General features: G+C 47.9%; 23 protein-coding genes and 1 riboswitch. Of the genes, 13 read left to right on the top strand and 10 right to left on the bottom strand.

Annotated elements, in window-relative coordinates:
• Window positions 1-7 precede the first annotated feature (7 nt).
• From OPS25_RS12820 to OPS25_RS12810, 3 genes are all read left to right on the top strand, one after another.
• Entirely contained in the window at window positions 8-982 is a 975-nt protein-coding gene (locus OPS25_RS12820; RefSeq protein WP_265618142.1) for a serine/threonine protein kinase, read from the top strand.
• Window positions 983-1,051: 69 nt separating this feature from the next.
• Window positions 1,052-1,291: riboswitch (cobalamin riboswitch) on the top strand.
• Window positions 1,252-3,273 (top strand): TonB-dependent receptor plug domain-containing protein, encoded by a 2,022-nt coding sequence (locus OPS25_RS12815; RefSeq protein ID WP_265618141.1) that lies wholly within the window; start codon window positions 1,252-1,254, stop codon window positions 3,271-3,273. Its footprint overlaps the riboswitch before it by 40 nt.
• A 118-nt stretch (window positions 3,274-3,391) precedes the next feature.
• Window positions 3,392-4,018: a thiol:disulfide interchange protein DsbA/DsbL gene (locus OPS25_RS12810; protein ID WP_265618139.1), complete on the top strand. Its 627-nt coding sequence runs from the start codon at window positions 3,392-3,394 to the stop codon at window positions 4,016-4,018.
• Window positions 4,019-4,131: 113 nt separating this feature from the next.
• Here OPS25_RS12810 and OPS25_RS12805 read toward each other — a convergent pair whose 3' ends face one another.
• A complete protein-coding gene (locus OPS25_RS12805) occupies window positions 4,132-5,697 on the bottom strand; it encodes a SulP family inorganic anion transporter (RefSeq protein WP_265618138.1) in 1,566 nt (521 codons plus the stop codon).
• A gap of 408 nt (window positions 5,698-6,105) precedes the next feature.
• On the opposite strand from OPS25_RS12805, the gene OPS25_RS12800 reads away from it, so the two are divergent.
• Entirely contained in the window at window positions 6,106-7,566 is a 1,461-nt protein-coding gene (locus tag OPS25_RS12800) for a sensor domain-containing diguanylate cyclase (protein ID WP_265618137.1), read from the top strand.
• On the opposite strand, the gene OPS25_RS12795 is transcribed toward OPS25_RS12800, so the two are convergent.
• The 3 genes from OPS25_RS12795 to OPS25_RS12785 form a co-directional block, all read right to left on the bottom strand.
• Complete coding sequence (locus OPS25_RS12795; protein WP_265618136.1) at window positions 7,563-8,243, bottom strand: phosphatase PAP2 family protein; 681 nt, start codon at window positions 8,241-8,243, stop codon at window positions 7,563-7,565. The two genes, OPS25_RS12800 and OPS25_RS12795, sit on opposite strands and share 4 nt — an antisense overlap.
• A gap of 73 nt (window positions 8,244-8,316) precedes the next feature.
• The gene (locus tag OPS25_RS12790; protein ID WP_265618135.1) at window positions 8,317-8,625 is read right to left on the bottom strand and encodes a BolA family protein; all 309 of its coding nucleotides are present in this window, start codon (window positions 8,623-8,625) and stop codon (window positions 8,317-8,319) included.
• Window positions 8,626-8,628: 3 nt separating this feature from the next.
• Window positions 8,629-9,252 carry an alpha-ketoglutarate-dependent dioxygenase AlkB family protein gene (locus OPS25_RS12785; RefSeq protein WP_265618133.1) on the bottom strand — a complete coding sequence of 208 codons (624 nt, stop codon included), beginning with the start codon at window positions 9,250-9,252 and terminating at the stop codon, window positions 8,629-8,631.
• A 28-nt stretch (window positions 9,253-9,280) separates the two neighbouring features.
• Here OPS25_RS12785 and OPS25_RS12780 point away from each other — a divergent pair, with 28 nt between their 5' ends.
• Together OPS25_RS12780 and OPS25_RS12775 are read left to right on the top strand one after the other, a co-directional pair.
• On the top strand, window positions 9,281-10,474 hold the full coding sequence (locus OPS25_RS12780; RefSeq protein ID WP_265618132.1) for a methyltransferase: 1,194 nt from the start codon (window positions 9,281-9,283) through the stop codon (window positions 10,472-10,474).
• A gap of 16 nt (window positions 10,475-10,490) precedes the next feature.
• Window positions 10,491-11,102 carry a peptidylprolyl isomerase gene (locus OPS25_RS12775; protein WP_265618131.1) on the top strand — a complete coding sequence of 204 codons (612 nt, stop codon included), beginning with the start codon at window positions 10,491-10,493 and terminating at the stop codon, window positions 11,100-11,102.
• Between the two features lie 57 nt (window positions 11,103-11,159).
• Here OPS25_RS12775 and OPS25_RS12770 read toward each other — a convergent pair whose 3' ends face one another.
• From OPS25_RS12770 to efp, 4 genes are all read right to left on the bottom strand, one after another.
• A complete protein-coding gene (locus OPS25_RS12770; protein ID WP_265618130.1) occupies window positions 11,160-12,188 on the bottom strand; it encodes a type 2 periplasmic-binding domain-containing protein in 1,029 nt (342 codons plus the stop codon).
• A 623-nt stretch (window positions 12,189-12,811) separates the two neighbouring features.
• Window positions 12,812-13,312, bottom strand: a complete 501-nt coding sequence (locus OPS25_RS12765; RefSeq protein ID WP_265618128.1) for a GNAT family N-acetyltransferase — start codon at window positions 13,310-13,312, stop codon at window positions 12,812-12,814.
• Window positions 13,313-13,456: 144 nt separating this feature from the next.
• The gene (gene epmA, locus OPS25_RS12760; RefSeq protein WP_265618127.1) at window positions 13,457-14,428 is read right to left on the bottom strand and encodes an elongation factor P--(R)-beta-lysine ligase; all 972 of its coding nucleotides are present in this window, start codon (window positions 14,426-14,428) and stop codon (window positions 13,457-13,459) included.
• 42 nt (window positions 14,429-14,470) lie between these two features.
• Complete coding sequence (gene efp / locus OPS25_RS12755) at window positions 14,471-15,040, bottom strand: elongation factor P (RefSeq protein WP_265618125.1); 570 nt, start codon at window positions 15,038-15,040, stop codon at window positions 14,471-14,473.
• A gap of 35 nt (window positions 15,041-15,075) precedes the next feature.
• Between efp and epmB the strand changes: the two genes are divergently transcribed.
• Window positions 15,076-16,101 carry an EF-P beta-lysylation protein EpmB gene (gene epmB / locus OPS25_RS12750; RefSeq protein ID WP_265618123.1) on the top strand — a complete coding sequence of 342 codons (1,026 nt, stop codon included), beginning with the start codon at window positions 15,076-15,078 and terminating at the stop codon, window positions 16,099-16,101.
• A gap of 25 nt (window positions 16,102-16,126) precedes the next feature.
• On the opposite strand, the gene OPS25_RS12745 is transcribed toward epmB, so the two are convergent.
• Window positions 16,127-16,318, bottom strand: coding sequence for a putative motility protein (locus OPS25_RS12745; RefSeq protein WP_169210929.1), 192 nt, complete (start codon window positions 16,316-16,318; stop codon window positions 16,127-16,129).
• A 308-nt stretch (window positions 16,319-16,626) separates the two neighbouring features.
• On the opposite strand from OPS25_RS12745, the gene OPS25_RS12740 reads away from it, so the two are divergent.
• Window positions 16,627-16,938, top strand: a complete 312-nt coding sequence (locus OPS25_RS12740; protein WP_265618431.1) for a hypothetical protein — start codon at window positions 16,627-16,629, stop codon at window positions 16,936-16,938.
• Here OPS25_RS12740 and OPS25_RS12735 read toward each other — a convergent pair.
• Window positions 16,921-18,228 (bottom strand): hypothetical protein, encoded by a 1,308-nt coding sequence (locus OPS25_RS12735; RefSeq protein ID WP_265618122.1) that lies wholly within the window; start codon window positions 18,226-18,228, stop codon window positions 16,921-16,923. The two genes, OPS25_RS12740 and OPS25_RS12735, sit on opposite strands and share 18 nt — an antisense overlap.
• 537 nt (window positions 18,229-18,765) lie before the next feature.
• Here OPS25_RS12735 and OPS25_RS12730 point away from each other — a divergent pair.
• The 5 genes from OPS25_RS12730 to OPS25_RS12710 all read left to right on the top strand — a co-directional run bounded on the left by OPS25_RS12730 (window position 18,766) and on the right by OPS25_RS12710 (window position 23,378).
• A complete protein-coding gene (locus OPS25_RS12730; protein WP_265618121.1) occupies window positions 18,766-19,635 on the top strand; it encodes a helix-turn-helix transcriptional regulator in 870 nt (289 codons plus the stop codon).
• A gap of 3 nt (window positions 19,636-19,638) precedes the next feature.
• Window positions 19,639-21,054, top strand: a complete 1,416-nt coding sequence (locus OPS25_RS12725) for a L,D-transpeptidase family protein (RefSeq protein WP_265618119.1) — start codon at window positions 19,639-19,641, stop codon at window positions 21,052-21,054.
• 131 nt (window positions 21,055-21,185) lie between these two features.
• Complete coding sequence (locus OPS25_RS12720; protein WP_265618118.1) at window positions 21,186-21,422, top strand: Flp family type IVb pilin; 237 nt, start codon at window positions 21,186-21,188, stop codon at window positions 21,420-21,422.
• A gap of 55 nt (window positions 21,423-21,477) precedes the next feature.
• The gene (locus OPS25_RS12715) at window positions 21,478-22,035 is read left to right on the top strand and encodes an A24 family peptidase (protein WP_265618117.1); all 558 of its coding nucleotides are present in this window, start codon (window positions 21,478-21,480) and stop codon (window positions 22,033-22,035) included.
• Window positions 22,036-22,037: 2 nt separating this feature from the next.
• Complete coding sequence (locus OPS25_RS12710) at window positions 22,038-23,378, top strand: P-loop NTPase family protein (RefSeq protein WP_265618116.1); 1,341 nt, start codon at window positions 22,038-22,040, stop codon at window positions 23,376-23,378.
• Window positions 23,379-23,384 lie beyond the last annotated feature (6 nt).

The raw sequence follows: 23,384 nt of genomic DNA, 5'->3' as shown, positions 1-23,384 counted from the left end.
TCTATGCATGGCAGATTTCGACTTCAGTGGCCTCGACCCTGATACCATACTTAACGCGCTGGAAACGGTGGGGATCTTTCCTCGCACTGGTTTGCTGGCGTTGAACAGTTATGAAAACCGGGTTTATCAGTTCCAAGACGATGATGGGCGGCGCCTGGTAACCAAATTCTATCGTCCGCAGCGTTGGAGTGACGAAGCCATTCTGGAAGAACATGCATTTGCACACGAACTTGCTAATGCCGACATTCCGGTAGTGGCCCCTATCGCGTTTGCGAAAGGTACGTTATTAACCCACGAGCACTATCGGTTTAGTGTTTTCCCATCGGTCGGTGGCCGACAATTTGAAGCGGATAATCTGGACCAGCTGGAATGGATGGGACGGTTTATTGGGCGCATACACCAAGTGGCACAGGCAAAAGAATTTGCCCATCGCCCCACTATTTCAGTAACAGAATATCTGGATAGGCCCCGCGAAGTACTTGCGGTCAGCGAATTAGTCCCCCAGAATCTGCACACTGCACTGTTTGCTATTCTGGAACCGGTCATTGATGCCGTGAAAAAGCAATACACCCCGACCAGCGCAATCCGTCTACATGGTGATTGCCACGCAGGCAATATACTTTGGCGAGATGGCCCTACCTTTGTCGATTTAGACGACTGTCGCAGCGGCCCTGGCATTCAGGACTTGTGGATGATGTTAAGTGGTGACCGCCATCAACAACAACTGCAGTTAGAGACACTGGTGGAAGCCTATGAAGAATTCAGTGACTTCAATCCTGCCGAACTCAGACTGATTGAGCCATTACGCGCAATGCGGATGATCCACTACATGGCATGGTTATCCAACCGCTGGCAGGACCCTGCGTTCCCCCGGGCCTTTCCCTGGTTCGCCGAACAAAAATACTGGGAAGGGCAAATTCTAGCGCTTAAAGAGCAGCTTTCGGTACTTAACGAACCTCCGCTTAAACTGATCTCTTATTAGTTTCAATCTGGGGATTACCATGTATCACTTCGTTATATAAAGCCTCTTTTTCGGATGAGGAGTTATAGGTATACTCGTCTGAGATTTGGTGCCTGCTTCGGCAGGGTAAACGGGAAGTCAGTGAAATGCTGACGCTGCCCCCGCAACGGTAAACTCGAGATTAACGTCCCTTGCGTTAACATTTCATTTATCTGCGCATGATTGCGCGGCCACTGTCACTAACTGCTATGCAGTAAGGATGGGAAGGAAAATGGTATTGCTCTGGCAATATGAGTAAGCCCGGATACCGGCCTGATCTTCGCCGTTGGTTTCATGCTGACATTACCCATCAATTACGCTCGGTGGGAGCGTTTTATTGGATAATTATAATGGATTTATACACCCCTAAGTCGCTGCTAGCCTTATGCAGCGTTATTGCAGTCGCTCATTTTTATTCTTTTACCGCACTCGCAGCAGAAAGTATCGAGAAAATAACCATCACGGGCAGTCGTGTCCCTACCCAGTTACAGAATGTTTCGGGTTCGGTTTCGGTCATTGGTGGGGATGAAATTCAACTCTCCGCTGCCAACCAGTTAGCAGACATCCTACGCGGTTTGCCCGGCGTGGCAATTTCCACTTCCGGGTCTAGCGGCGCACTCACAGAGATCAGGCTAAGGGGAAATGAAAGTAACCACTTACTTGTCATTTTAGATGGTATAGTGATTAACGATGATAGTCAGGGCGGGCTCATTGACCTGGCCCATATTCGCACTGACGAGATAAAACGAATTGAGCTTCATCGTGGCCCCCAAGCTGCAGCTTGGGGTAGTGGTGCTGTGGGGGGTGTTTTGCATATCGAAACGTATACACCCAGGACTGACACCTCGGATTTATTCGCTTCCATCGCCGTTGGAAATAAAAATACCCAACACGCCTCAGCCAGAATTAGCAGCCAGTATCTGGGCCATCGATATAGAGTTTCCGCTCAACATATGCAAACTGAAGGGGACAATATCGCACGTAGTGGCCCCGAAAAAGATGGCTACAAACGCAACGCAGTAAATGCTTACTACGCCTACACTGTCTCTGATATAGAGGCAGATGTGTCCGCAAATTTCGCTAGTTTGACCAACGAATACGATGGAATTGACTACCTCGTTTCTGGTCTACCGGTGGACGCTACGCATTTTACTGACGCCCAAAAAGCGTCAGCGAAAGCCAGTATTACCTACTCCCCTCACCAGACCAATTACGCCACGTCTTTGACGACAACATTGTCAGCCCACGAAAACCACAATTATGAGTTTGGCGAATTCTTTTCTGCGGCTGAATCAGAGCGTTTCCAACTTACCAACACTCACTCAATTAACTGGGAACACCTTAGCGCCGTGGTGGGCGCTGAATATGTGCAACGATGGTATCGTCAACGCGGCATGGTGAGCTTTGCAGATCCAAATCAAAACCAGGATGATCAGACCTCCAGTGTGTTTTTCGAATCGAAAGCAAGTTTATCTGCTGCCGTCGAGTATACGCTGGGCGCGCGCTTTGACCGCAACAGTGAGTTTGAGCATGCCGTGAGCTACCGCAATGGTCTAAGTTGGCGAATTACCCCGAACTACACAACGTTTGTCAGTTTAGGCAAAGCTATTAAAAATCCATCGTTTACCGAACGCTTCGGCTATTTTCCCGGTACCTTTTTAGGCAACCCAGACTTGCAACCAGAACATATTCAGGAATGGGAGTGGGGTATTCGCGCTCGCTATTCTTCGTCCTTGCGCGCACAAGTGAGCATTTATGAGTCTGATTTTGAAGATGAAATTCTAGGCTTTGTTTTTGATCCTTCAAGCGGACTGATGACCGCAGAAAATGCCGAGACCAAAAGTGAACGCAGAGGGCTGGATAGCGAATTCACCTGGGATTGGGGTACCTTACAGTGGCGCGGCGCTTATAGTTATCTGGAAGCCACAGAACAAACGAATACGCTGAATCAGGCTGAACTGCGGCGTCCTCGTCACTCTGGGAGTCTGACGCTAGCGGGTACATTTACTGACAAGCTCGCTGCCTATCTAAAGTGGAGCTATACCGGCAGCCAGGTTGATGCATTTTTCCCTCCCCCCATGTTCGCATCACATACGGTGCTGTTAAGGCCTTATTCATTATTGTCGTTTACTATTAGCTACGACTTAACGCCGGCCTGGAAAACATCATTCAGGGTACAAAATGCGTTAGATCATGAATTTGAGGATATCGTTGGCTTTACAGGTGAATCACGCAGTGTACTCTTCACACTTACCTATGCAGACAATAACTGACATCGTATGAGACCAGTTAAAAGTGCATAAAGTGTCGATTAATTAATGGCATGGCGCTTTGCCTGCTAATTTGGCTATGATAGTCTTTAACGGTTTTTTGTATAAAGGTAAATACAACATGAAAAAGTTTGCACTATTACTATTAATGGCGTTTATGGTTCCTTTGCAGGCATGTGCGCAGGAAGCAAAGTGGCAAGAAGGGGAACATTATGAGGTGCTGGATGAAGAAGCCACCGCTTCACCCGAAGTAAAAGAGTTTTTCTCATTTTGGTGTCCGGCATGTTTTAGCTTTGAACCATTAGTGGATCAAATGAAGCAAAAACTACCCGAAGATGTTAAGTTCAATAAGGTGCACGTTAATTTCATGGGTTTCACCAGTTCTGATATTCAGGATGATGCCACCCGCGCGATGATGATTGCCCAGGCGGTGAAACAGGAAGACAAATTAAATCAGGCTATTTTCGCGTATATTCACAAACAACGTGCCACGGTATCTGGCTTGAATGATTTAAAAAATATCTTTGTCGTAAATGGCGTTGATAAAGCAGAGTTTGACAAGCTGGCTAACAGCTTTGGCGTTAACAGTATGCTTAAGAAAAATAATCAGCAAGTTGATATCTATCGTGAATATTTAAAAGGTGTACCTACCTTTATCATCAATGGTAAATACAAGCCTATTTTTAATCGCAATATGACACCTGATGATATGGTTGATTTGGTGGTGTGGTTATCTTCTAAAAAGTAATAAGTAAAAAGTAAAAAGTAAAATTACTTTGGAATCAAAAAGGCGCGATTTGAATTGAATCGCGCCTTTTTTGTTGTTCAGCTTTTACTGAATGAAGTTAAAAAGGATTCTACTTATCCCAGCTCGTCAGACATGATGCGGTAACGGGGATCTTCATGCACATTGATTTCCACAAACTTATCAGCGTTATTTAATAAGCCGCGACATTCGGAACTGATATGGCGGATATGCAGCTTCTTCCCCTTGGCCTCATATTTGTCAGCCAGTGAATCAAGGGCATCTATGCCGGAGGAATCCCAGATGCGACTTTTATTAAAGTCGATAACCACGTGTTCCGGATCTCCCTCAATGTCAAATAAATCGCGGAAATGCGAGACCGAACCGAAAAACAACGGGCCGTCTAGCTCGTAGACCTTCCAACCGTCATTGTCGATATGCGAATGCACCACAATATGACGAGCGTGTTTCCAGGCAAATACCAGTGCTGAGACGATAACCCCCACCACTACAGCAATGGCCAAATCGGCGATAACGGTGACAGCAGTAACCAGGAAAAGTACAAACGCGTCTTCTTTATTCACCCCACGAATAATACGGAATGACGCCCATTCAAAGGTACCTATTACCACCACAAACATCACCCCGACTAAAGCAGCCAGCGGAATCATCTCAATCAAAGGCGCCGCGAACAAGATAAACCCAAGCAGGACTAATGCAGCCGTAATCCCCGACAAACGTCCTCTGCCACCTGAATTGATGTTGATCATGCTTTGTCCAATCATCGCACACCCCCCCATGCCACCAAAGAATCCGTTTACAGTGTTGGCCACACCTTGCCCCACACACTCCTTGTTGCCACGTCCGCGGGTATCGGTCATGTCATCAATCAGGGAAAGCGTTAAGAGTGACTCGATAAGTCCAACTAAACATAAAATGATCGATGTAGGCAGAATAATCATAAAGGTTTCCCAGGTCAGTGGCACCATGGGAATAGCAAAACTAGGTAACTCACCGGCCAGCGTCGCGCTTTCACGCTGCTCGGCAGGAAGGAGGTCGCGAACAAAATCGATGACGGTGCGGGCTTCCAGGTCAAGACCATGCACCAGTAAGGTAACGGTGACAATAGCGACCAGAGAGGCGGGTATAGCTGTGGTGAGTTTGGGTAAGAAGTAGATAATTGCCATCGTTAAGGCAACTAGTCCTACCATCCACGCTAACATACTTCCCTGCATCCACTCTACCGTGCCAGCAGGACTGAGCACTTGAAACTGACCCAATTGGGCAAGGAAAATCACTATTGCCAGGCCGTTTACGAAGCCCAGCATAACGGGATAGGGTACCAGCCGGATAAACTTGCCCAGGCGAAATACCCCTGCCAGTATTTGCAGTACACCAGCCAGCACAACTGCGGCAAACAAATATTGCACACCGTGCTCGGCAACCAGCGCCACCATCACCACGGCCATTGCGCCTGTGGCACCGGAAATCATGCCTGGCCTACCGCCAATGGCAGACGTGATGAGCCCCATCATAAAGGCTGCATATAAGCCTATCATTGGCTCAACGCCTGCGACGAACGCAAAGGCCACAGCTTCAGGAACCAATGCCAGGGCAACAGTAATCCCCGACAGTACATCATTTTTGACGTTGCCATCGCGGCGGGTAATGATATCAAACATGTCTTTTCACTTGATTATTCTCGAAATTTAGCGGCGCTAATACTATCACGTGAGCGCGGCAAAATCTTTTAACAGAATGTTAATCAAAATAGATTCCCGGCCGCAGCCCCTCGGCAACCTGGAAACTATCAGTTTTGGCATATCAACCAGAGTCTTTTATTCGAAGCCTTAGCACTTTTCTGTATATTTCTGGGTTGTTTGTACCAGTCACGCTTTTCCGACTGAACCGAAAACTCGGCGTTTTTCGTATCAAGTAGAGCGTTAAGTAGCTAATTTATAGGTAGTAATTCCACGACTTTATGAAAAACCGCTCGTTATCAGGGTCTTAGGCAGAATTCTTGCTTAATTTTGCTTTAAGAAAATGTATTAGCCGTCTTTAGAACAACAATTAAGCGTGAATAAAATCAGATGCCCGTAAGACAACTTGATATTCAGCCAGGCAAAAAGCAGTTCGTCAGTATTATTATTGTCAGCTTAATACTCCTCGTCGGCAGTGGCTGGGCCATTGTGAACGGCGCTGAAGAAGGCTCGGTCTCCCCCACTTTCCTGGGTTCCTATGGCACCGCGGTTTTCATCTTTGAAGTTATCACCGCTTTGCTGCTGTTAGCCCAATTCTTACGTACGGGACGCTTTACTTACGCATTTCTTTCTCTGGCTTACTTGTGGGTTGCTCTTATTTCGCCAGTACAGATCATGTTATTGCATGAAACAATCACGCTCACCCCTTCCTTTCAAGCAGGCGGTACTGAAGCCGCCTGGCTGTGGACGTTCTGGCATATAGGTTTCCCCATCATCATCGCCATCGCATTGGGTTTGAATGGTGCCAACCCGATAGTAACCGACAGACCGAAGTTCTGGGCCTGGTATCTATTCACCGCAGAAATCATCGTGGTAGCAATTATTTTGACCCTTTCTCTGTTTGGTTGGGTGACACTTCCGGAAATGGTGTCGCAGGACAATCAGTTTGGTAATATTCTCAAAAATATAATCGGTCCCCTGGTCGCATTTACCTGTGGGACGGCGCTGTTTATGGTGGTATTCAAGGGCCGTTTTCGTACCGATATCTATGCGTGGTTAGCGGTGGCGATGCTTGCGGCATTGTGCGAAGGCTTGGTCTCCATTTACTCCGGCTCACGCTTTAGTGTCGGCTGGTACGCCGCCAGAATATTTAGTCTTATTTCGTCTGGTGCTGTGTTTCTAGCGCTCTTGCTGGACACCATGGCGCTTTATTTAAAGGTGATCGAGCAAAACAAAGAGTTACGCAAGATCGCTTCTATCGATAAGTTATCGCAGCTTTCCAACCGTAGAGAATTTGACGAACGACTTAACGAGGAAATCAGGCGCGCCATTCGCGAAAGAAAGCCTTTAAGCTTGATCATGCTTGATATTGATTTTTTCAAATCCTTCAATGATTCATACGGCCATCAAGCAGGTGACAGATGTATCGTGCAAGTCGCTGATAGTATACGTCACGTAGTTAGCCGCCCGGCTGACGTGGCGGCCCGGTATGGGGGGGAGGAGTTCGCAGTACTCTTACCCGACACCTCTGAGCAGGCAGCCTTCGAGTTAGCAGAAGAAATTCGCCAGCACATCAGCGATACACCGTTTAAACTTGAGAACGGTGAGCAGGTCGCGGTAACCGCCAGTTTCGGGGTATCCTGTCTACATCCGACCACCCCGTCTGATGGTGGTGAATTAGTGAAAAGTGCGGACGCCGCGCTGTATCTGGCCAAGCGCTCGGGCAGAAATTGCGTTCAACGTCCCACCCACAGCTGGCATTGCGAACGGCAACTACAAGAAGCGAAAGTAGATGGGCATCCGGAAGTCTTGCGCAAGCATTCACCGGTGTCGACTGACCCGCAGTGCTAATCGGCTCGTCGTAAACGGTAAAATTTAGCAATATGAAAACACATCATTGCCCAAAAGGCGCCCGCACACCAGCCTGCCACCACATCACTGGGCCAGTGAACGCCCAGGTAAACGCGAGAAGCTCCCACTAGCAGCATGGTAAATATCGCCACAAAGAATACTAACGCCTTTGTCGCACGGCGATGTTGAACTTGCGCTAATAGACCGGCTAGCGTCAGATAAGTCACCGCAGACATCATCGCATGGCCGGAGGGAAAACTACTGGTATAAATTCGGGTATGGTGGGGCACTAAATCTGGCCGCGGACGGGAAAAACCAAATTTTAAAGCAAAGCTGACCGCGATGCCGGAAAGGATAGCGAACACCAGGAATATGGCCATGCGCCTGCGATCGATTAACAGTAAGTAACAGGCTACAACAAAGGTGATGACCACCAATAACCAATTGCTCCCCAGTGCAGTAGCGTCTCGCATTATCTCTTCTAACCAGCTCGGTCCGATGGGATCGGACAAATCTGCAGCACTGCGTAACGCGTACATGATGGTGGAGTCGATCTGAAATGTTTCTCCAGCCATAATGACCATTGCTAACTGCAAGAAGCCCCAGCAAAGTCCGCTGAATAGCCACACTACAAGCAATGTGCGGGGGGCAAATAAAGTTGTTCTGTCTGTCACCATAGCCTTGTTCTAATTCACTATTTTATGGTTAATACCCCATACACCGGCAAAGTGATCAGCAACCAAGCGACTTCTATTCCCCACCACGGCATTCAGGCGAGGCAGCGACACTTTCTCCGCGCTTTTCCCATTCTTCAGAGGTAAAGGTATGCAGCGACAAGGCGTGTACTGGCCCTTCCAGCGCTTCACTAAGCAACTCGTTTACTCTGCGATGCCGTTGAATAAGCCGAAGCCCCGTAAAGGCGTCACTTACAATGGTGACTTTCCAGTGGCTTTGTGCACCACTGGGCACATTATGCATATAACTCTCGTCAAGCACGTCTAATCTAACTGGCTGAAGATGCTCATTAAGCACCGACTCAATGAATGATTTCACCTGCATTTGTCATTCCTGTGGGTATATATAACGAAAGGTAAGATTAATTCTATCACCAACGGCCTTTACGGTCTTGCTGATACCATGTAGGTAATTTAATTGCGTACGCCCTGCCATGAGAAGCAAACTGCCATGGTGAAGTGTAAGCGTGTGGCGTTTTGGCAAGGTTCGGTGTTTAAAAATAAATGGCCTTTCAGCGCCTAACGTCAGTGAAGCGATCACCGGTTCCCGGCCAAGCTCAGGTTCATCATCGGCGTGTAATCCCATACTGTCTTGACCATGCCGATACCAATTTAACAGAACGCTGTTAAAGGCGTTGCCGGCGATGGCTTCGCAGCGCTCCTTAAGCTGTAATAAGGGCGCTATCCATGGCTGTGGCTGCATGGTTAAGCCGGAATATTGGTAAATGCAGTCGGGGTCTCCGTGCCACGCCTGAAGTCGTGGCACCAAATGCTGTTTACCATATAAACTGATAGTTTCCTGCTGCCACTTTATCTGGCTTCGCAGAGTTCGCAATAGGAGGTCAGCTTCACTACCAGCAAGCCAATTTGCATAATAAGTTACATCTGCATCGGGAAGAGGTAAACTTTCGCCCTTATGAGTTGAATTTTCAAATAAACCTTGCTGCTTCAAATTTGCACCTCAAATGAATGATAAAAAATTGAATACAACATTTTTATTCCGCGAACGTGAATTGCATTTAATTCGTTACCCCGCGCAATCGCAACATGTGAGTTTGCAGGCATGGGACAGCGCAGATGAATTACTGATTGACTATATCACGGAATCGATAACGCCTGCACGGCTGCACAATATGGTGATTATCAACGATGATTTTGGCACCTTAGGTTGTTGGTTTGCAGAGGTGTCACCGCATTGGCTTTCAGACTCCTGGATTGCCCATCGTTCTTTACGAGAGAATCTGCTAGCCAACGGACAAGCAGTGCAAGAAACAGAAGAAAAACTGGTTCGGCTACCGGTTACGGCAACTAACGGTATGAGCCCCATGCCCGAGAGTCCATCAGTTGTGGTGATTAAAATACCACGTACTCTCAACTTACTCGAACATCAGTTGATTGAATTGATGAAAGTCGCCACTCCACACACCACCATTATCGCCGCGGGAAAAGTGAAAAGCATTACCCGTAATGTACTTAACCTGTTCGAAAAGTATGTTGGACCAGTGACTACCTCGTTGGCAAAAAAGAAATCGCGTTTAATTTTCGCCACCCCAACGCAAGAAAAATTGGCCACCGTTCAGCGCTCGCCGTTTCCTATTGTCTGGCACCATTCGCTGCCTGACGGACAGCGTATTAGTGTCAGCAATCATGCAAATGTATTTTCGGGCCAATCCCTCGATATTGGGGCGCGCATAATGCTCGAGCATTTGCAGGTTGAGCCGTCAGATCATGTGGTAGATTTAGGTTGCGGCAATGGTATTTTAGGCCTCAGCGCCCTCTCTTCTGCCTCAGGCGTCAAGGTTAGCTTTGTAGACGAATCTTTCATGGCATTGGCATCTGCCGAAAAAAATGTGCAGGATAACTTCCCTGCCCAACTGTCAGACTGTCGCTTCATCGCCAGTAACTGTTTAGAAGAACTTTTTGAACAGACACACCTGCCTCCCGTCACCAAAGTGGTGTGCAATCCCCCCTTTCATCAACAAAGTGCTATCACCGACCACATCGCCTGGCAGATGTTTCACGACTCCAAGCGGCTATTAACTCAGGGCGGACACCTGATCGTAGTTGGTAATCGTCATCTGGATTATCATGCTAAGTTGAAGCGACTATTCGGGGGCGTTAAGCTTATCGCCAGTAATCACAAATTTGTCATTTTATGTGCTGCAAAGCGTTAACCTCTAAGGAATACCCATGTTGAAAAGCATTATAGTTAACTGTTTACTCATTCTCAGTGTTTTAACGGCGGGACACACCCTTGCCAAACCTATTGATGATGGCGCAAAAGTACAGCCTGATAATTATTACCCGCGGGTAAAGTTGGAAACGTCGATGGGTGATATTGTAGTAGAACTGGATCGACGTCGCGCGCCCATAACCGTGAATAATTTTCTGCGCTACGTGGCAAATGGACTGTATAACAACACGATTTTTCATAGAACCGTACCCGGCTTCGTTGTGCAGGGCGGTGGCTACACCCCTGACCTGGATGAAAAGGTCACTTATGACCCCATTTTTAATGAATCGGGTAACGGCCTTACCAATGATCTGCATACCATCGCAATGGCGCGTCAGAATGATCCCCATTCCGCTACCCGTCAATTCTTCTTCAACGTCAACGATAATGAAAGCCTTAACCCAGGTCGCAACTGGGGTTATGCTGTGTTTGGTATGATCGTAGAAGGATCAGAAATCGCCGATAAGATGGCTGACGTCGAAACGGAATACTTAGTTGCCTTGGGTGAACAAAACGCCCCTAAGGAAATGATCATTCTTGAAAAGGCTAGCGTCCTGCCGCCGCTTTAGCGGCTAGCCAAAACAGGACTGATGCCGCCGATAGCGTCTGCTAGAGCAGTCTAACGGCTATTTCTTGGCTTTTGTTTTAGTGTCTTCGGGTGGGGGTACATTACTCTCACGCCAATCACATCGTTGATTAGGGTGCGGTTGATACCACTCGTCTGGGAGCGCGTGGATGACATCCTTAACTTCGTTAATCAACGGATGGGAGAGCAAAGCGAGAGTTTGCTCACTGGTATCCGAGGCTAATTCAATAATGCGCTTTTCATAAATTAGGGCGGAAAAATCACGAAAGAATGGTTGCGAGATCAACCTATGTAACACAGTGCCATCTGCGTAAGCCTTTTCCAGCCCTTCCTGCAATCGCTGCGCTAATTCAGCTCTTTCCTTGTTAATGTAAAAGCGGATCACATTTGGATAGTAAAACGCCACTTCTGGATAAATAACCACATTGGGATGACTATCTAACTCCTCACACACTTCGATAATTGACCGGGGAAAGTAATCGACAAAACCAGTTTCTAATAGCCTGTAGGTCATGTGATGATCGGCGCCGGAAACGTTAAAGCCGTTTTGTTGCAGTACCTCGTAATCCCGCCAGTCACGTCCCTGCACTGCTTTCATCTTTTTTAATTGGGCATCGGATAACGGTTTGCTGAAGCGTTCGTCGTCCGCATTAACTACCAATAGTCGATAGCTGAACAAGTCAGCAGAAAGCGGAAACGATACCGCAATGAACTCCTCTTCCTGCACGATAGTATTAATTCCCCAAATGACATCGGTGGTAGCACTTTTTAAACCTAGCTGCTGACGTTTTTGCAGCGTGGGGATATCTTCAATTTCAACCAATGTTTTGCCGTAGGTTTCCTCTGTGACTTCCAGCGCCATAACTAACAGGCCATGGTAGTAATCGAACAGTTCGCTGGTCATCTCGTATTTGGGGATTCGAATGACGTCCGGTTCTTCTTCTTCAGCAGCCCAGCCCCTAATAGCCAGCACAAATAAACCCACCAGGCAAAGTAGACTAAGCCGTACTTCCCTCGTTTCTCTGCGGTATCGAGTGTCCCTTAGACTCTCCGCGACCGCGCTATTCATTGGTTACACCTTTGCTCAGATTTATTTAAAACAGTGGAATGCGATCAACTGCTTGAGGTTCTATATTTTATAAGGGTTACGCCTGCGTTTATTTTAAGAATAGCCGAACTTTGCTGATTAAAAAATCAACAAGCTTAAATAGTTTATCTGCGACTGTCCGGGGGAGTGAGTAAAGTAATAAACGAGTAGCATCAATCGGTCTTGTCACGGGTGTGGCTTCCCAATTTTGCCAGCAGAATTGTCAACGCTATCGTCTGACCATAGGCCGCTTATCGAATTGATGCGGAGTCCACAGCAGCGCATCAGCCAGAGAGCTGTATAAGAGGATGCGAGTCACCCTGCAGTGTAAGGACCGAAGCAGTTCGTTTCTGCACGGGTAATCCCACGCTCAATTTGTCATTGATAGCCTTTGAAGCATCGAGAATCAGCCAGCTTCAAGGCAGCGGCTAATTAGACCAGCATTCGATAATTCGGCCAGCGTCTGCCAATTTCCTCCCACAGTGAATGGTTTGGGATGACAGCCAGCGTAAGGCATTTGAGACCTTCCGCGTCATATTATCTATCCGCCTTACTCGGTTTAAAGCTTATCTCTTGTATACAAGCTTACCAAATGCGTTTGCAGTTTAAGTGGAGCGCAAATCCAGCCAGAACAACTTTACCGGATGACGTTTCTTCGGGAAAAAGTAACGACCATAGTAAGTAAACCCCTGTTTTTCCAGAAGAGATACTGAGCGGTAGTTATCAGGATCGATTACGGCTGTTAAAAAAGAGAAACCATATTCATTTTTTGCCCGCTCAATGGTGTGCCTTACTGATTCGAAGGCCAGGCCTTTGCCTCTACCCTCTGGTAAAAAAGCAAAGCCTAAATCGGGACAGCAAAAAACGTTACGATTTAGCAGCCCGCACAAACCAACCGGCCCGGTTAGCGCAAGCTCCACCACCCATAATCCATACCCATACTTGTCAAAATGTTCAAGGTTCTGCTGAATATACGCTTGGGCGTCTTGTTCACGGTAAACCCCTCTGTTGCCAATATACTGTAACCACAAAGGATCATTTAATAGCCTGATAATAAAGTGGCTATCATCTTGCCGCAGTTTTCGTAAAACAAACGAAGGGGTCATGCGTTCACTTTACTGACTATGTTCAAACTTGAGATAAGCTGCACAGAATAAAACACTACTACCTCGCTTAACATCATCCTTTTCAATCGGTAAACCCTGCCACCTGAAACCAGGCATACAGCATTATGCTGACACAGAAAAGGGTTATGCACGGCAAATGGGAAAACTGATCACTTGATTGATATGATCGGATTGCGTTTTAAGCATCAGCAGACGGTCTACGCCAAGCGCCACCCCAGCACACTGGGGCAGGCCGTGTTCAAGTGCCTGTAAAAAACGCTCATCGTGTTCTACTGGCGGTAGCTGCAAGGCTGCTCGTTGTTCAATGTCATTGTTGAAGCGTAACCGTTGCTCGCGAGCGTCGCTGAGTTCATTAAAGCCATTGGCCAGTTCCACTCCCTTAAAGTACACCTCAAAACGATCAGCAGTCCGCGGGTCTTGCTCGTTTAATTTGGCTAGTGCAGCCTGGCTGGCTGGAAATCCATAAACGAAACACGGTACATTCTGGCCAATAACAGGTTCAATTCTGAAACTGAATAACAACTGCAACATGGCATCTCTGTCTAATGGGGCGTCGCCATGAATATCGATATCGTGTTCGCTTAACGCTCGTCGCAGGGTGTTATCCGAAGCGCAAAGCGGATCAATCGTTAATACTTCCTCAAAAACCTGCTGGTAACTCTTACGCTGAGCACCTTCCACTTCCAGCGTGAGCTGCAGTAGCTCATCCATTTCATCCATAAGCTGATGATGGTCAAACCCCGGACGATACCATTCAAGCATAGTGAATTCGGGATTGTGCCAGCGGCCTTCCGCTTCATGGCGAAACGCTTTGCTAATTTGATAACATGCCCCAATCTGCGCGCACAGCAAGCGTTTCATCGCATATTCGGGTGACGTCTGCAGGTATAATGTTTTTACTTTACCATCTGAGGCATGCGCAAATTGAGTGGAAAAAGCGCTCAGGTGAATATCGGTCACGCTACCGTGAGAAAGCAGAGGGGTTTCTACTTCCATCACTTCACGTTGCGCAAAAAAGCGCCGGATTGACTGCAATAGGTCCGCGCGCGCTCTGATATTGGCGGCTGAAGCGGTTGGATGCCAGGTTTGGTGCATAAGATCAGACCCGCGCCAGTGAGGCACTGACGCGATTAATGCCTACTTTTGTGCGCGCGAAACATATTCCCCAGAACGGGTATCTACTTTGATGACTTCACCGGTCTGCACAAACAAAGGTACGCGAACCACGGCGCCAGTGCTTAACGTAGCAGGTTTGCCTCCAGTACCGGCGGTGTCACCTTTGAGTCCAGGGTCCGTTTCAGTTATCTCTAACTCGACAAAGTTAGGCGGAGTCACGGTAATCGGCGTACCATTCCATAGCGTAATTGTACAAATATCATTTTCTTTTAACCACTTAACATTATCCCCCACCGCTTTTTCGTCTGCAGCGATTTGTTCGAATGTTTCATTATTCATAAAGTGGTAGAATTCACCGTCTGTGTACAGGTAAGCCAGTTCAGTGTCGAGTACATCGGCACCTTCAACCGTTTCACCGGAACGAAAGGTTTTTTCCAGCACTTTGCCGGAAATAAGCTTACGAATTCTAACGCGGTTAAAGGCCTGGCCCTTGCCTGGTTTGACATATTCATTTTCAAGGATATTACAAGGTTCGCCGTCTAACATAATTTTCAGGCCGCCCTTGAACTCGTTTGTACTGTAATTAGCCATATTTCCTCTGACAGAATAAAAGGTGTAAAAAGTTAGTGGCGCAAATAATACCTAAAATTATTGCCAGTGTAGAGCATAACTGGCAAAAAGAGTTAGCCAGCAGCTTTACCGATCCGGTGGAGTTACTCCGCTATCTGAATCTTCCAGTCGAGGATTACGCGGCGCATATTGAAGCACGTCGGCTTTTTCCTATGCGCGTGCCGCGCTCTTTTGCCGCGCTGATGAAGCCACAGGACCCTGGCGATCCCTTGTTGAATCAAGTTTTTCCCATGGCGCAGGAATTCACCTTGAGCGAGGGATTCAGTGACGATCCCCTGCTGGAACACGATACTGCGGGTCAGGGGATCCTGCACAAATACCGCAGTCGTGTGCTGTTAATTGTACGTGGCGGATGCGCGGTCAACTGTCGCTATTGTTTCCGTCGCCACTTCCCTTACAGTGACAATGCCATCAATAGACGCGACTTTGAGCAAGTACTCACTTACTTAATAAGTCATACAGAGATTAACGAAGTTATTTTCTCGGGTGGTGATCCGCTAATGGCAAAGGACAGTCAGTTAGCCTGGATGGCAGAGCAAATAGCACAGATTACTCACATCAGACGCTTACGCATTCACACACGGCTTCCCGTGGTTATTCCGAATAGAGTAGATAGTGACTTTGTTAACTGGTTCACGCAGTCTCCGCTGCAAAAAATACTGGTGATCCACGCCAATCATCCCAACGAAGTGAGTGCATTGTTAAAAGATAAATTGTTAATCCTGAAACAAGCCGGTGTGACCCTATTAAACCAAGCCGTTTTACTCAAGGGAATTAACGACAACGCCGACGTACTTGAAAACCTGCATGAAGCATTGTTTGCTGCGGGTGTATTACCTTATTACTTACACCTGTTAGATAAAGTCCAGGGGGCCGCACACTATGCGGTGAGTGATAACGAGGCGAGAAAGCTGATGGCAGAATTGATAAAGCGCCAGCCAGGTTTTCTGGTCCCAAAACTCGTACGAGAAATTGGAGGCCAGCCTGGCAAAACGCCTATGGACTTGCATTTACATCCGTAATCTCTGGTCTTTCACCAGTTTCAAATCACGCGTAGGTATTAATGTTGGCCCCTACGGCTGGATTTGCGGATGAAGATTTAGGTACGTCAACTGCTGAAGACTCCAGTAGTTGAAGCGTCGCCTGACCCTCTTGTTTTTGCTGGTTTTTAGCCATTTTAAGAGATGCCAACTCAAGCGCCGCACCGGTTCCCGAGGCACTTACACCTTGTAGATCCATACCATTTCCTCTTTGCTTAAGCATTACAAAAGCGAGCAGGATTACCCGCTTTTATCTTTATCGACTCCCTGCAGCTGATCTTTAGTTTAGAGCACACCCCATTGAAGGTTAATCAGCTCAGAGACAGAGACTTAGGACTTTCAGGAAGGCTGCCCATTTCAGGTAAATTAGGTAGATGAAATGTTTTTCACTACTGCTGAGCAGAGGGCGTACCGCATCGTGGTGGAGGATTGAGCGTGTCTCAGCAGTGGAGAGACAGCAGTAATTACGCTACTATGCCGCCGTTTTTATTGGAGAATAGATACCCTATGCAAAATATCAGTCATGCCCTGCAGGAAACCCTGCAAGTTTTATATCGCAAAGCCATAGACGCAGATACTGCGCTGGAAGCGCTGCAACGTGAACAAAAAGGTAAGTTTCAGGCGATTTTCCCCGCGCAAAGTGGCTTTACCACGCAGGCGAAACGTTTTGGCCCCTATGTAGAAGAAGTGGCTAATGAGTGGACAACGCTGCAACAAAAAGATGAAGAAACGATTAAGCAGCAGCTCCCTCCATTGGTACAAAAAATTGAACAGTTACTGACCACCATCAACCAGTTTCAGTCAACGCTGCGAAAATGAGAAATCGGGATCTAACTGGTACAGTGACAATTCAGCGAGCCGACGCTCGATTTCGTTAACGCGTTTGCGATACGCTTCACTGTCTACGCGCTGGTACTGTGCTTCAAATTGCTTCTTGCTGAGTCCTTCAGGCAACGCCTCATAGGATGGAAGCAGCATTTTATCATCCGCAATGTCGGCAATAATTTCCTGCAGTTGGGTAGCGGTGGACGGTTCGGTGGCAATATTGGCAAATTTCACTCCCGCCATATCGGCCATTAAATCGACAAAACTATAGCCGCTTCCGCCCATCGCGCGATCCATTAATTCTTTAAATTCGCCGATTGCCAGCGACACCCCTTGTTCGCTTAAAACCTTCAGGGCGGCGGAAATAATGAAGTGTCGCGCCAAATCGTTGCGTCCTCCTAACAAAGCGGGAGCAGCGGGCTTCAATGCGCGTTGGGCGTCGGGGTGCACATCGCCAACAAAATTGGCGATACGATGATGGCCGATAAAAATGGCCAGGCCCAGGATGGCAGCTTTGTTATGCAGCACTACCGAGTCCGGTTCACTGCGTTGGGCGGCACGTCTGAACACCGCGCGTAAATAATCCACCAGCAACTGAGGCTCGTTGCTCAGTGCAATATCCTGATAAGAAGCATAGCGTAAATAATAGGCGGTAAGTTCTTTCAGCTCATCATTGGTATCCGGACTGATCCCACTTTGCAGTTCATTTAAATAATTAAGAAATGCCTCTAGTGGCTTTAAGTGAACCACCACCTTCTCGTCGGTCATATTTACCTGGGTAATTTGTTGTCTGGCTTGGGTTGCAATCTGGCTATCTGTCCATTTATTGACAATACTTTCAACCAAAAACACCGCCGCACTGCCCGCCAGGTACAAACTGCCCACTTTGACATACCCCACATCTAAGCCCGCCGCAGGTAATACCTCTATTTCGACATTGATATACAGGGAGGCTAGATTAATGGGTAATTTCACGCTGGCTGCAATCAAGGTGCGCGCTTCTGTCACCGCGATATCCCCATGAAAAGCGGGCTTCGCGCGTTGAAGCAGACCGACGATACTTAATAATTGCTCCTCAGATACATCAATTTGTTGTTCACGGGTGCGTTTTTGTAATGAGTCGCTGATCTGGCGTAAAAGGTTTTTTACCTCATCCGCGTTACGGATCTGTTCGGAAACGTCCACATTAACAGAGGGTTCGCTGTCTATCGCGAGAACTGCAAACCCAGCAATAAAGACGATAATGCTGAATAATAACAACGCCAAGCCTCGCATCCACATCACTGCATCGGTATCCTTTAACTAATCAACATTACCCGGTTTCTACCCACCCATTTTAGCTGAGCACGGTTTTAAAAAGCTACTTTAAGCAGATGAAAATGTAAAATAGATAAATCAGATCACGCCACTTTATTAAACTTTTTTCATTTATCGTGGATCCCATTCATTTTATGAATAAAAGTCAGTTTATTATCAATAACTTAAATAACCGCATACGGACACCGAAACGGAAAGTAAGCACTCACAACCCCATAATAAAGCATACATATCAATGAGATACCTCCACTCCGCAGTTTCAGTGGTTTGACCACCAAACTTATTCATCTACTTTATTAGATTTAATTTATTTATAATTTGACAGTTCCTGCGTTTATCAACTAAATGTTATCAGCAAGAAAAATTTCCACCGTGGTCGGTCGATTTTTTACGTTCCCTCCGCGGCATAACAAAGACAATACAAAATAAACAATATACTCAGTGAAAAAATGCGTAGCATTTGCAATGGAGTCACCGCTGAGTAATCAAAGGATGAATCGCGTCATGTACTCTGAACAACCGTGTCTGGTGCTCACTGGAACGCAACCCGCACTGATGAAGGAAGTATGTTCATCGCTTGACAACGTATTGCCTGTCAGCACCGCGGCGTTTTCCCAGTTCACCCTGAACGACCAGCCCGCGCCTGAACTGGTGGCGTATGTCATGTCAAATCTGAATTCAAAACATGCGTATAACATTGATTCACTGAAAACCAAAGGGTGTCGGTTTTTAGTCGTCATCGCGCAGCATCTTACCCTGCCCAGTTTGTGCGAACTGCTGCGGTTGCATGTGGATGATGTCGTATTACTGCCTTGTTATCCGCAAGATTGTATACGTTTACAGGACTCTATTCTGCCGCGCCTGGCCCCGTCTCACGACACCAGGCATATCACAAAGATACAGCAACTGGAGCTGGGCTGTTCGGCGCAAAATTCAATTAATATTGAAGAAATTATTCAACTGATTGAAGAACATTTCTGCGCCAAACTAACGCTGGCCAGAGTGGCTAACGAGCTCAATTTAAGCCCCAGCCGGGTAAGTCACCTGTTTAAAGATATTTGCGGCTTATGTTTTCGCCAATACCTTACCTGTCGCCGCCTCGAAGCGGCTGAAATGCTACTGGACAATCCCAAATCCAATATTACCTCTGTGGGGTTTGCGCTGGGATTTTCCAGCCCGTCACACTTTTGCCGGAGTTTTAAAGAACAGTTTGGCCTCACCCCACGTGCATATATGGAAGGGTGCCGGGAATTTGTGCTCAACGATGTGTATAAACGCTATCAGAATTTGCGCCTGAATATCTTACCCGCTATGCAGGCCACAGCACGTCAACGGGTGCCGGTAGAGCGTACGCAGCTGCACAGCATAGGTTAGACAATGCGCGGTAGAAGTTTGCTTTGCGGGTGTCTGTTGTGGTTCAGCGGCCACGGCTTGGCAGAACCTTTTACGTTTACGCATAAAAACCTATGGTTTGTTGACAATCAGTTAACCAACTCAGCCGTAGAGCTGGTGAGTCTGCTGGCCGACTTAGGATACCTGGATTCAGCGGAGCTAAGTGCTGACCAGCTCGCCCAACAGGATAAAACCGCCACGCTGCTTACCAAAGCCTTGATTGAGATCAGTGCCGTGGCGATTAATCATCAACTTTTGCAACCCGCGTTAAGTGAAGAGCAAATTCAGCAGGCCTTTTGGGAACAGCGTCTAGCCGCACTGATTGATGCGCAACTCCCCAAATTTGCTCAGGTGAGCCAATTAAGACAACACATTGCCCGTATGCGCACCCTTAGCTACCAGCCCTGGCCCAAACTGGATCCGCAGTTTATGCCACGTTTAGGGCAACGGCATAAAGAAGTAAACAAGCTCGTTTTTATGCTCAGGCAGCTGGGTGACTTCACCTCATCGTATCAGCCAGCCTACTACGACTTTTCGCCCGCCGTGGTAACAGCGTTAAAACGCTTTCAACGCCGTCATCAGCTCGTTGCCAGCGGAAAAATAGATGCAGCCACACGCACCATGCTGACGCGGTCACCGGCCCAGCGCCTGCGATTATTGCAGTTAAATTTACAACGCTGGTTATCGCTGCCCTCCCACCCACCAGCGCACTATATCATGGTAAATATTCCCGCTTACCGGCTATCGTATCATCACCATCAGCGGGAACAATTGAGTATGCCGGTGATCGTCGGCCACCCCACTACGCCGACACCCATTATGCTCACCCAAATTGACTCGGTGACCGCCAACCCCGTGTGGCGACCGCCAGCAAGCATCATTAATAAGGAGCTGCAACGACAGCTGACTGACTACCCGCTTCGCCTTAGTTCTCAGCGCTTTTACTGGCGCAGTCGCACTAACCGCGACGACGTAATGCCTCTTAATCAGCGCACCCTGCCACTTGCGCAACAATTACGGGATTACCGTCTCGAGCAGGGCCCGGGTGAAGCTAACGCCCTGGGGCGCTGGCGCTTTAACATTGCCAACAATCAGGCGATTTATTTACATGATACCCCGGTAAAGCATTTGTTTGACCACTCCCAGCGCGCCCTCAGTCACGGCTGTATTCGCCTGCTGGAGGCCGATAAACTGGCCGAAACCTTACTAAGCAGTTTCGCGCAGCGCCCCGTGTCGGCAACTCGCACCGTTAAACTGCCTGCGCCGCTGGCCGTGTATATTAATTATCAGACCGTGCGCGCCGAACGCGACCAACTCGTCTGGTATCCCGATATCTATCAATTAGACGCCACGCAATTAGGTACCAGCTTTACGCAAGCAATGGATAAAAAACGCATATAACGGCAAGCCTTCGCAATTAGGTATAAGCCTTATGCGTGACTTCTCTTCTATTCTCCCTCTACCAACTAATCACGTTGCTGCGACTAGCAGGATTGGCTGGCGAGTAATCTTTTACATTAGAGGATATTGGAATGAAAAAACTAACTTGTTTGTTACAGGAGTTCATCGAGGATGAGTCCGGTTTAACTGCGGTGGAATATGCCATCGCCGGTGGTTTGGTGGTAGGTGGCATGGTCACCGCGTTCATCACCTTAGGTGATTCTGCCGAAGCTCGTATCGATGACTTGTGCGAAGCGGTCAACGGTACTGCGTCTACCGCAGGTGCGGGTGACTGTGTAGCTCCAGGCGGTACAACCACTACGCCATAGAATTAATGTACTAGCGAACAGGGGGGATTCCCCCCCTATTTTAAAGGGAATAAACATGCTAACGCTCACCCTCATTACATTATTCCTTTTTGCCATCGCGGTATGGTGGGATTTTCGCGCATTTACGATTCCTAACTGGTTAACTTTACTATTTTTCTGCATTGGCATCTTCGCCAACTTTGTATTGTTCGGAGCACTGCAGGCTGCTATCGCGTTTGCCACCGGTTTCGGCGTACTGGTAATTATGTTTCCCCTATTTGCGTTTCGCCTGATTGGCGCCGGCGACGTTAAACTGATGATGGCCGTCGGGGCCATTATGGGTACCCTGCCCACCTTTCTTACCCTGGTCTGGGGTATTATTTTTGGCAGTGTGCTGGCGATTCTTTTCGGTGCTTTTAAAACAGGTGTGAGTGGCGTAGCCAAAACGTTTAAACGCTATTACCACTGCCTGATCATTCGCACATATTTTAAACCTGATGCGGATGAACTAGGCGCCATTTCGGTACCCTATGCGCCTGCGCTGGCCTTAGGCTTTATCTACACCTGTTACTCCACCCCCGAGCTAAGTCGCGCTTTGCGGGCTTTGTTCACCTCACTTGAGTACTGGGTATGACCATGTCTTCTGTACAAATCGACCACAACGAGCCTGAGCCCACCAACGTAAGTGAGCTGAACCTTTTTAGCGCCAGCCAAACCGATGCGGCACCCCCGTCCACCGCCCTAGGGGGGATTACCAAGCCCGTTAACCTGAGCAACCTTGGTATAGGCCGCCCGTTACTGCTGGATTTATTACTGAAACATATATTGCAACAACAGGTGGCGACCCTGGAAAGCCTGGTGGCGACACTGTGCATACCGGGCAAGCTTATTTTAGAATTGTTAGCCGAAGCCAAGCAGATGATGTGGGTAGAAAATCGCGCCAGTACCGCGCAAGCCCGGTTTAGCTTAAGCGGTAGCGGCAGACAATGTGCCGAGCATCTATTATTGCAAAGCGGGTATATCGGACCCGTGCCCGTGCCCTTGTCCCAATACACCCAGGTGGTGCAGGCACAAAGCCATCAGAATATTCGCGTAACCCAGGCTTTTATGCAAGAACGCTTAGCCGGTGAATCGTTTGAAAGCGATGCGTTGCAGGCAATGGGCATGGCATTAAATTCGAATAAACCGGTTTTACTGTATGGTTTACCCGGCTCAGGTAAAAGCTACTTATGCCGCCAGCTTATCAAGGTGTTTGATGATGAAGTAATGCAGCCCTATGCCGTAGAAGTGAATAATCAGATCATTCAGCTTTACGACCCCCAAGTACACCAACTTGTCTTGCACCCCACCGAGACGCTGCAGGACACACGCTATCAACTGATCAAACGGCCACTGGTGATCACCGGTGGCGAACTGACTTTGGATATGCTCGAAGTCAGCTACGACAACATCCGTCATCTTTACAAAGCGCCGCTGCAAATGAAAGCCAATAACGGCATTTTGTTACTCGATGACTTAGGGCGTCAGCAGGTCTCGCCGGCCGCCCTGTTCAACCGCTGGATTATTCCACTGGAAGAGCGTAAAGACTTTTTAACCCTAAGCAGCGGCGCGCACTTTGAGGTGCCGTTTGAGCTGGTCATGCTGTTTTCTACCAATTTAAACCCTGCCGAACTGGTGGATGATGCCTTTTTACGCCGGTTAGGTTACAAAATTCAAATGCAGCCGCTCTCGCAGCAGCAGTATCAGCAGCTATGGCAGCGCGTGAGTGGCGAATACGGCTTACGCTGCGCGACAGATGAATTCGATTATCTGGTCACTACCTATCATGCCGCCAGATCTATCCCCTTTTTGCCATGCTACCCGCGCGATTTGCTCGGGATTGTCAGGGACGCAGTGCGTTACAACAGTTTGCCCCACGTGGTAACCACTGACTTACTTGATAATGCATGGCGACACTATTTTGTTAACGCCGTTTAAGGAGAC

The sequence above is a fragment of the Alteromonas aquimaris genome (assembly GCF_026183695.1).
GTDB classification, from domain to species: domain Bacteria; phylum Pseudomonadota; class Gammaproteobacteria; order Enterobacterales; family Alteromonadaceae; genus Alteromonas; species Alteromonas aquimaris.
This window is presented reverse-complemented; position numbering and strand designations above follow the sequence as displayed.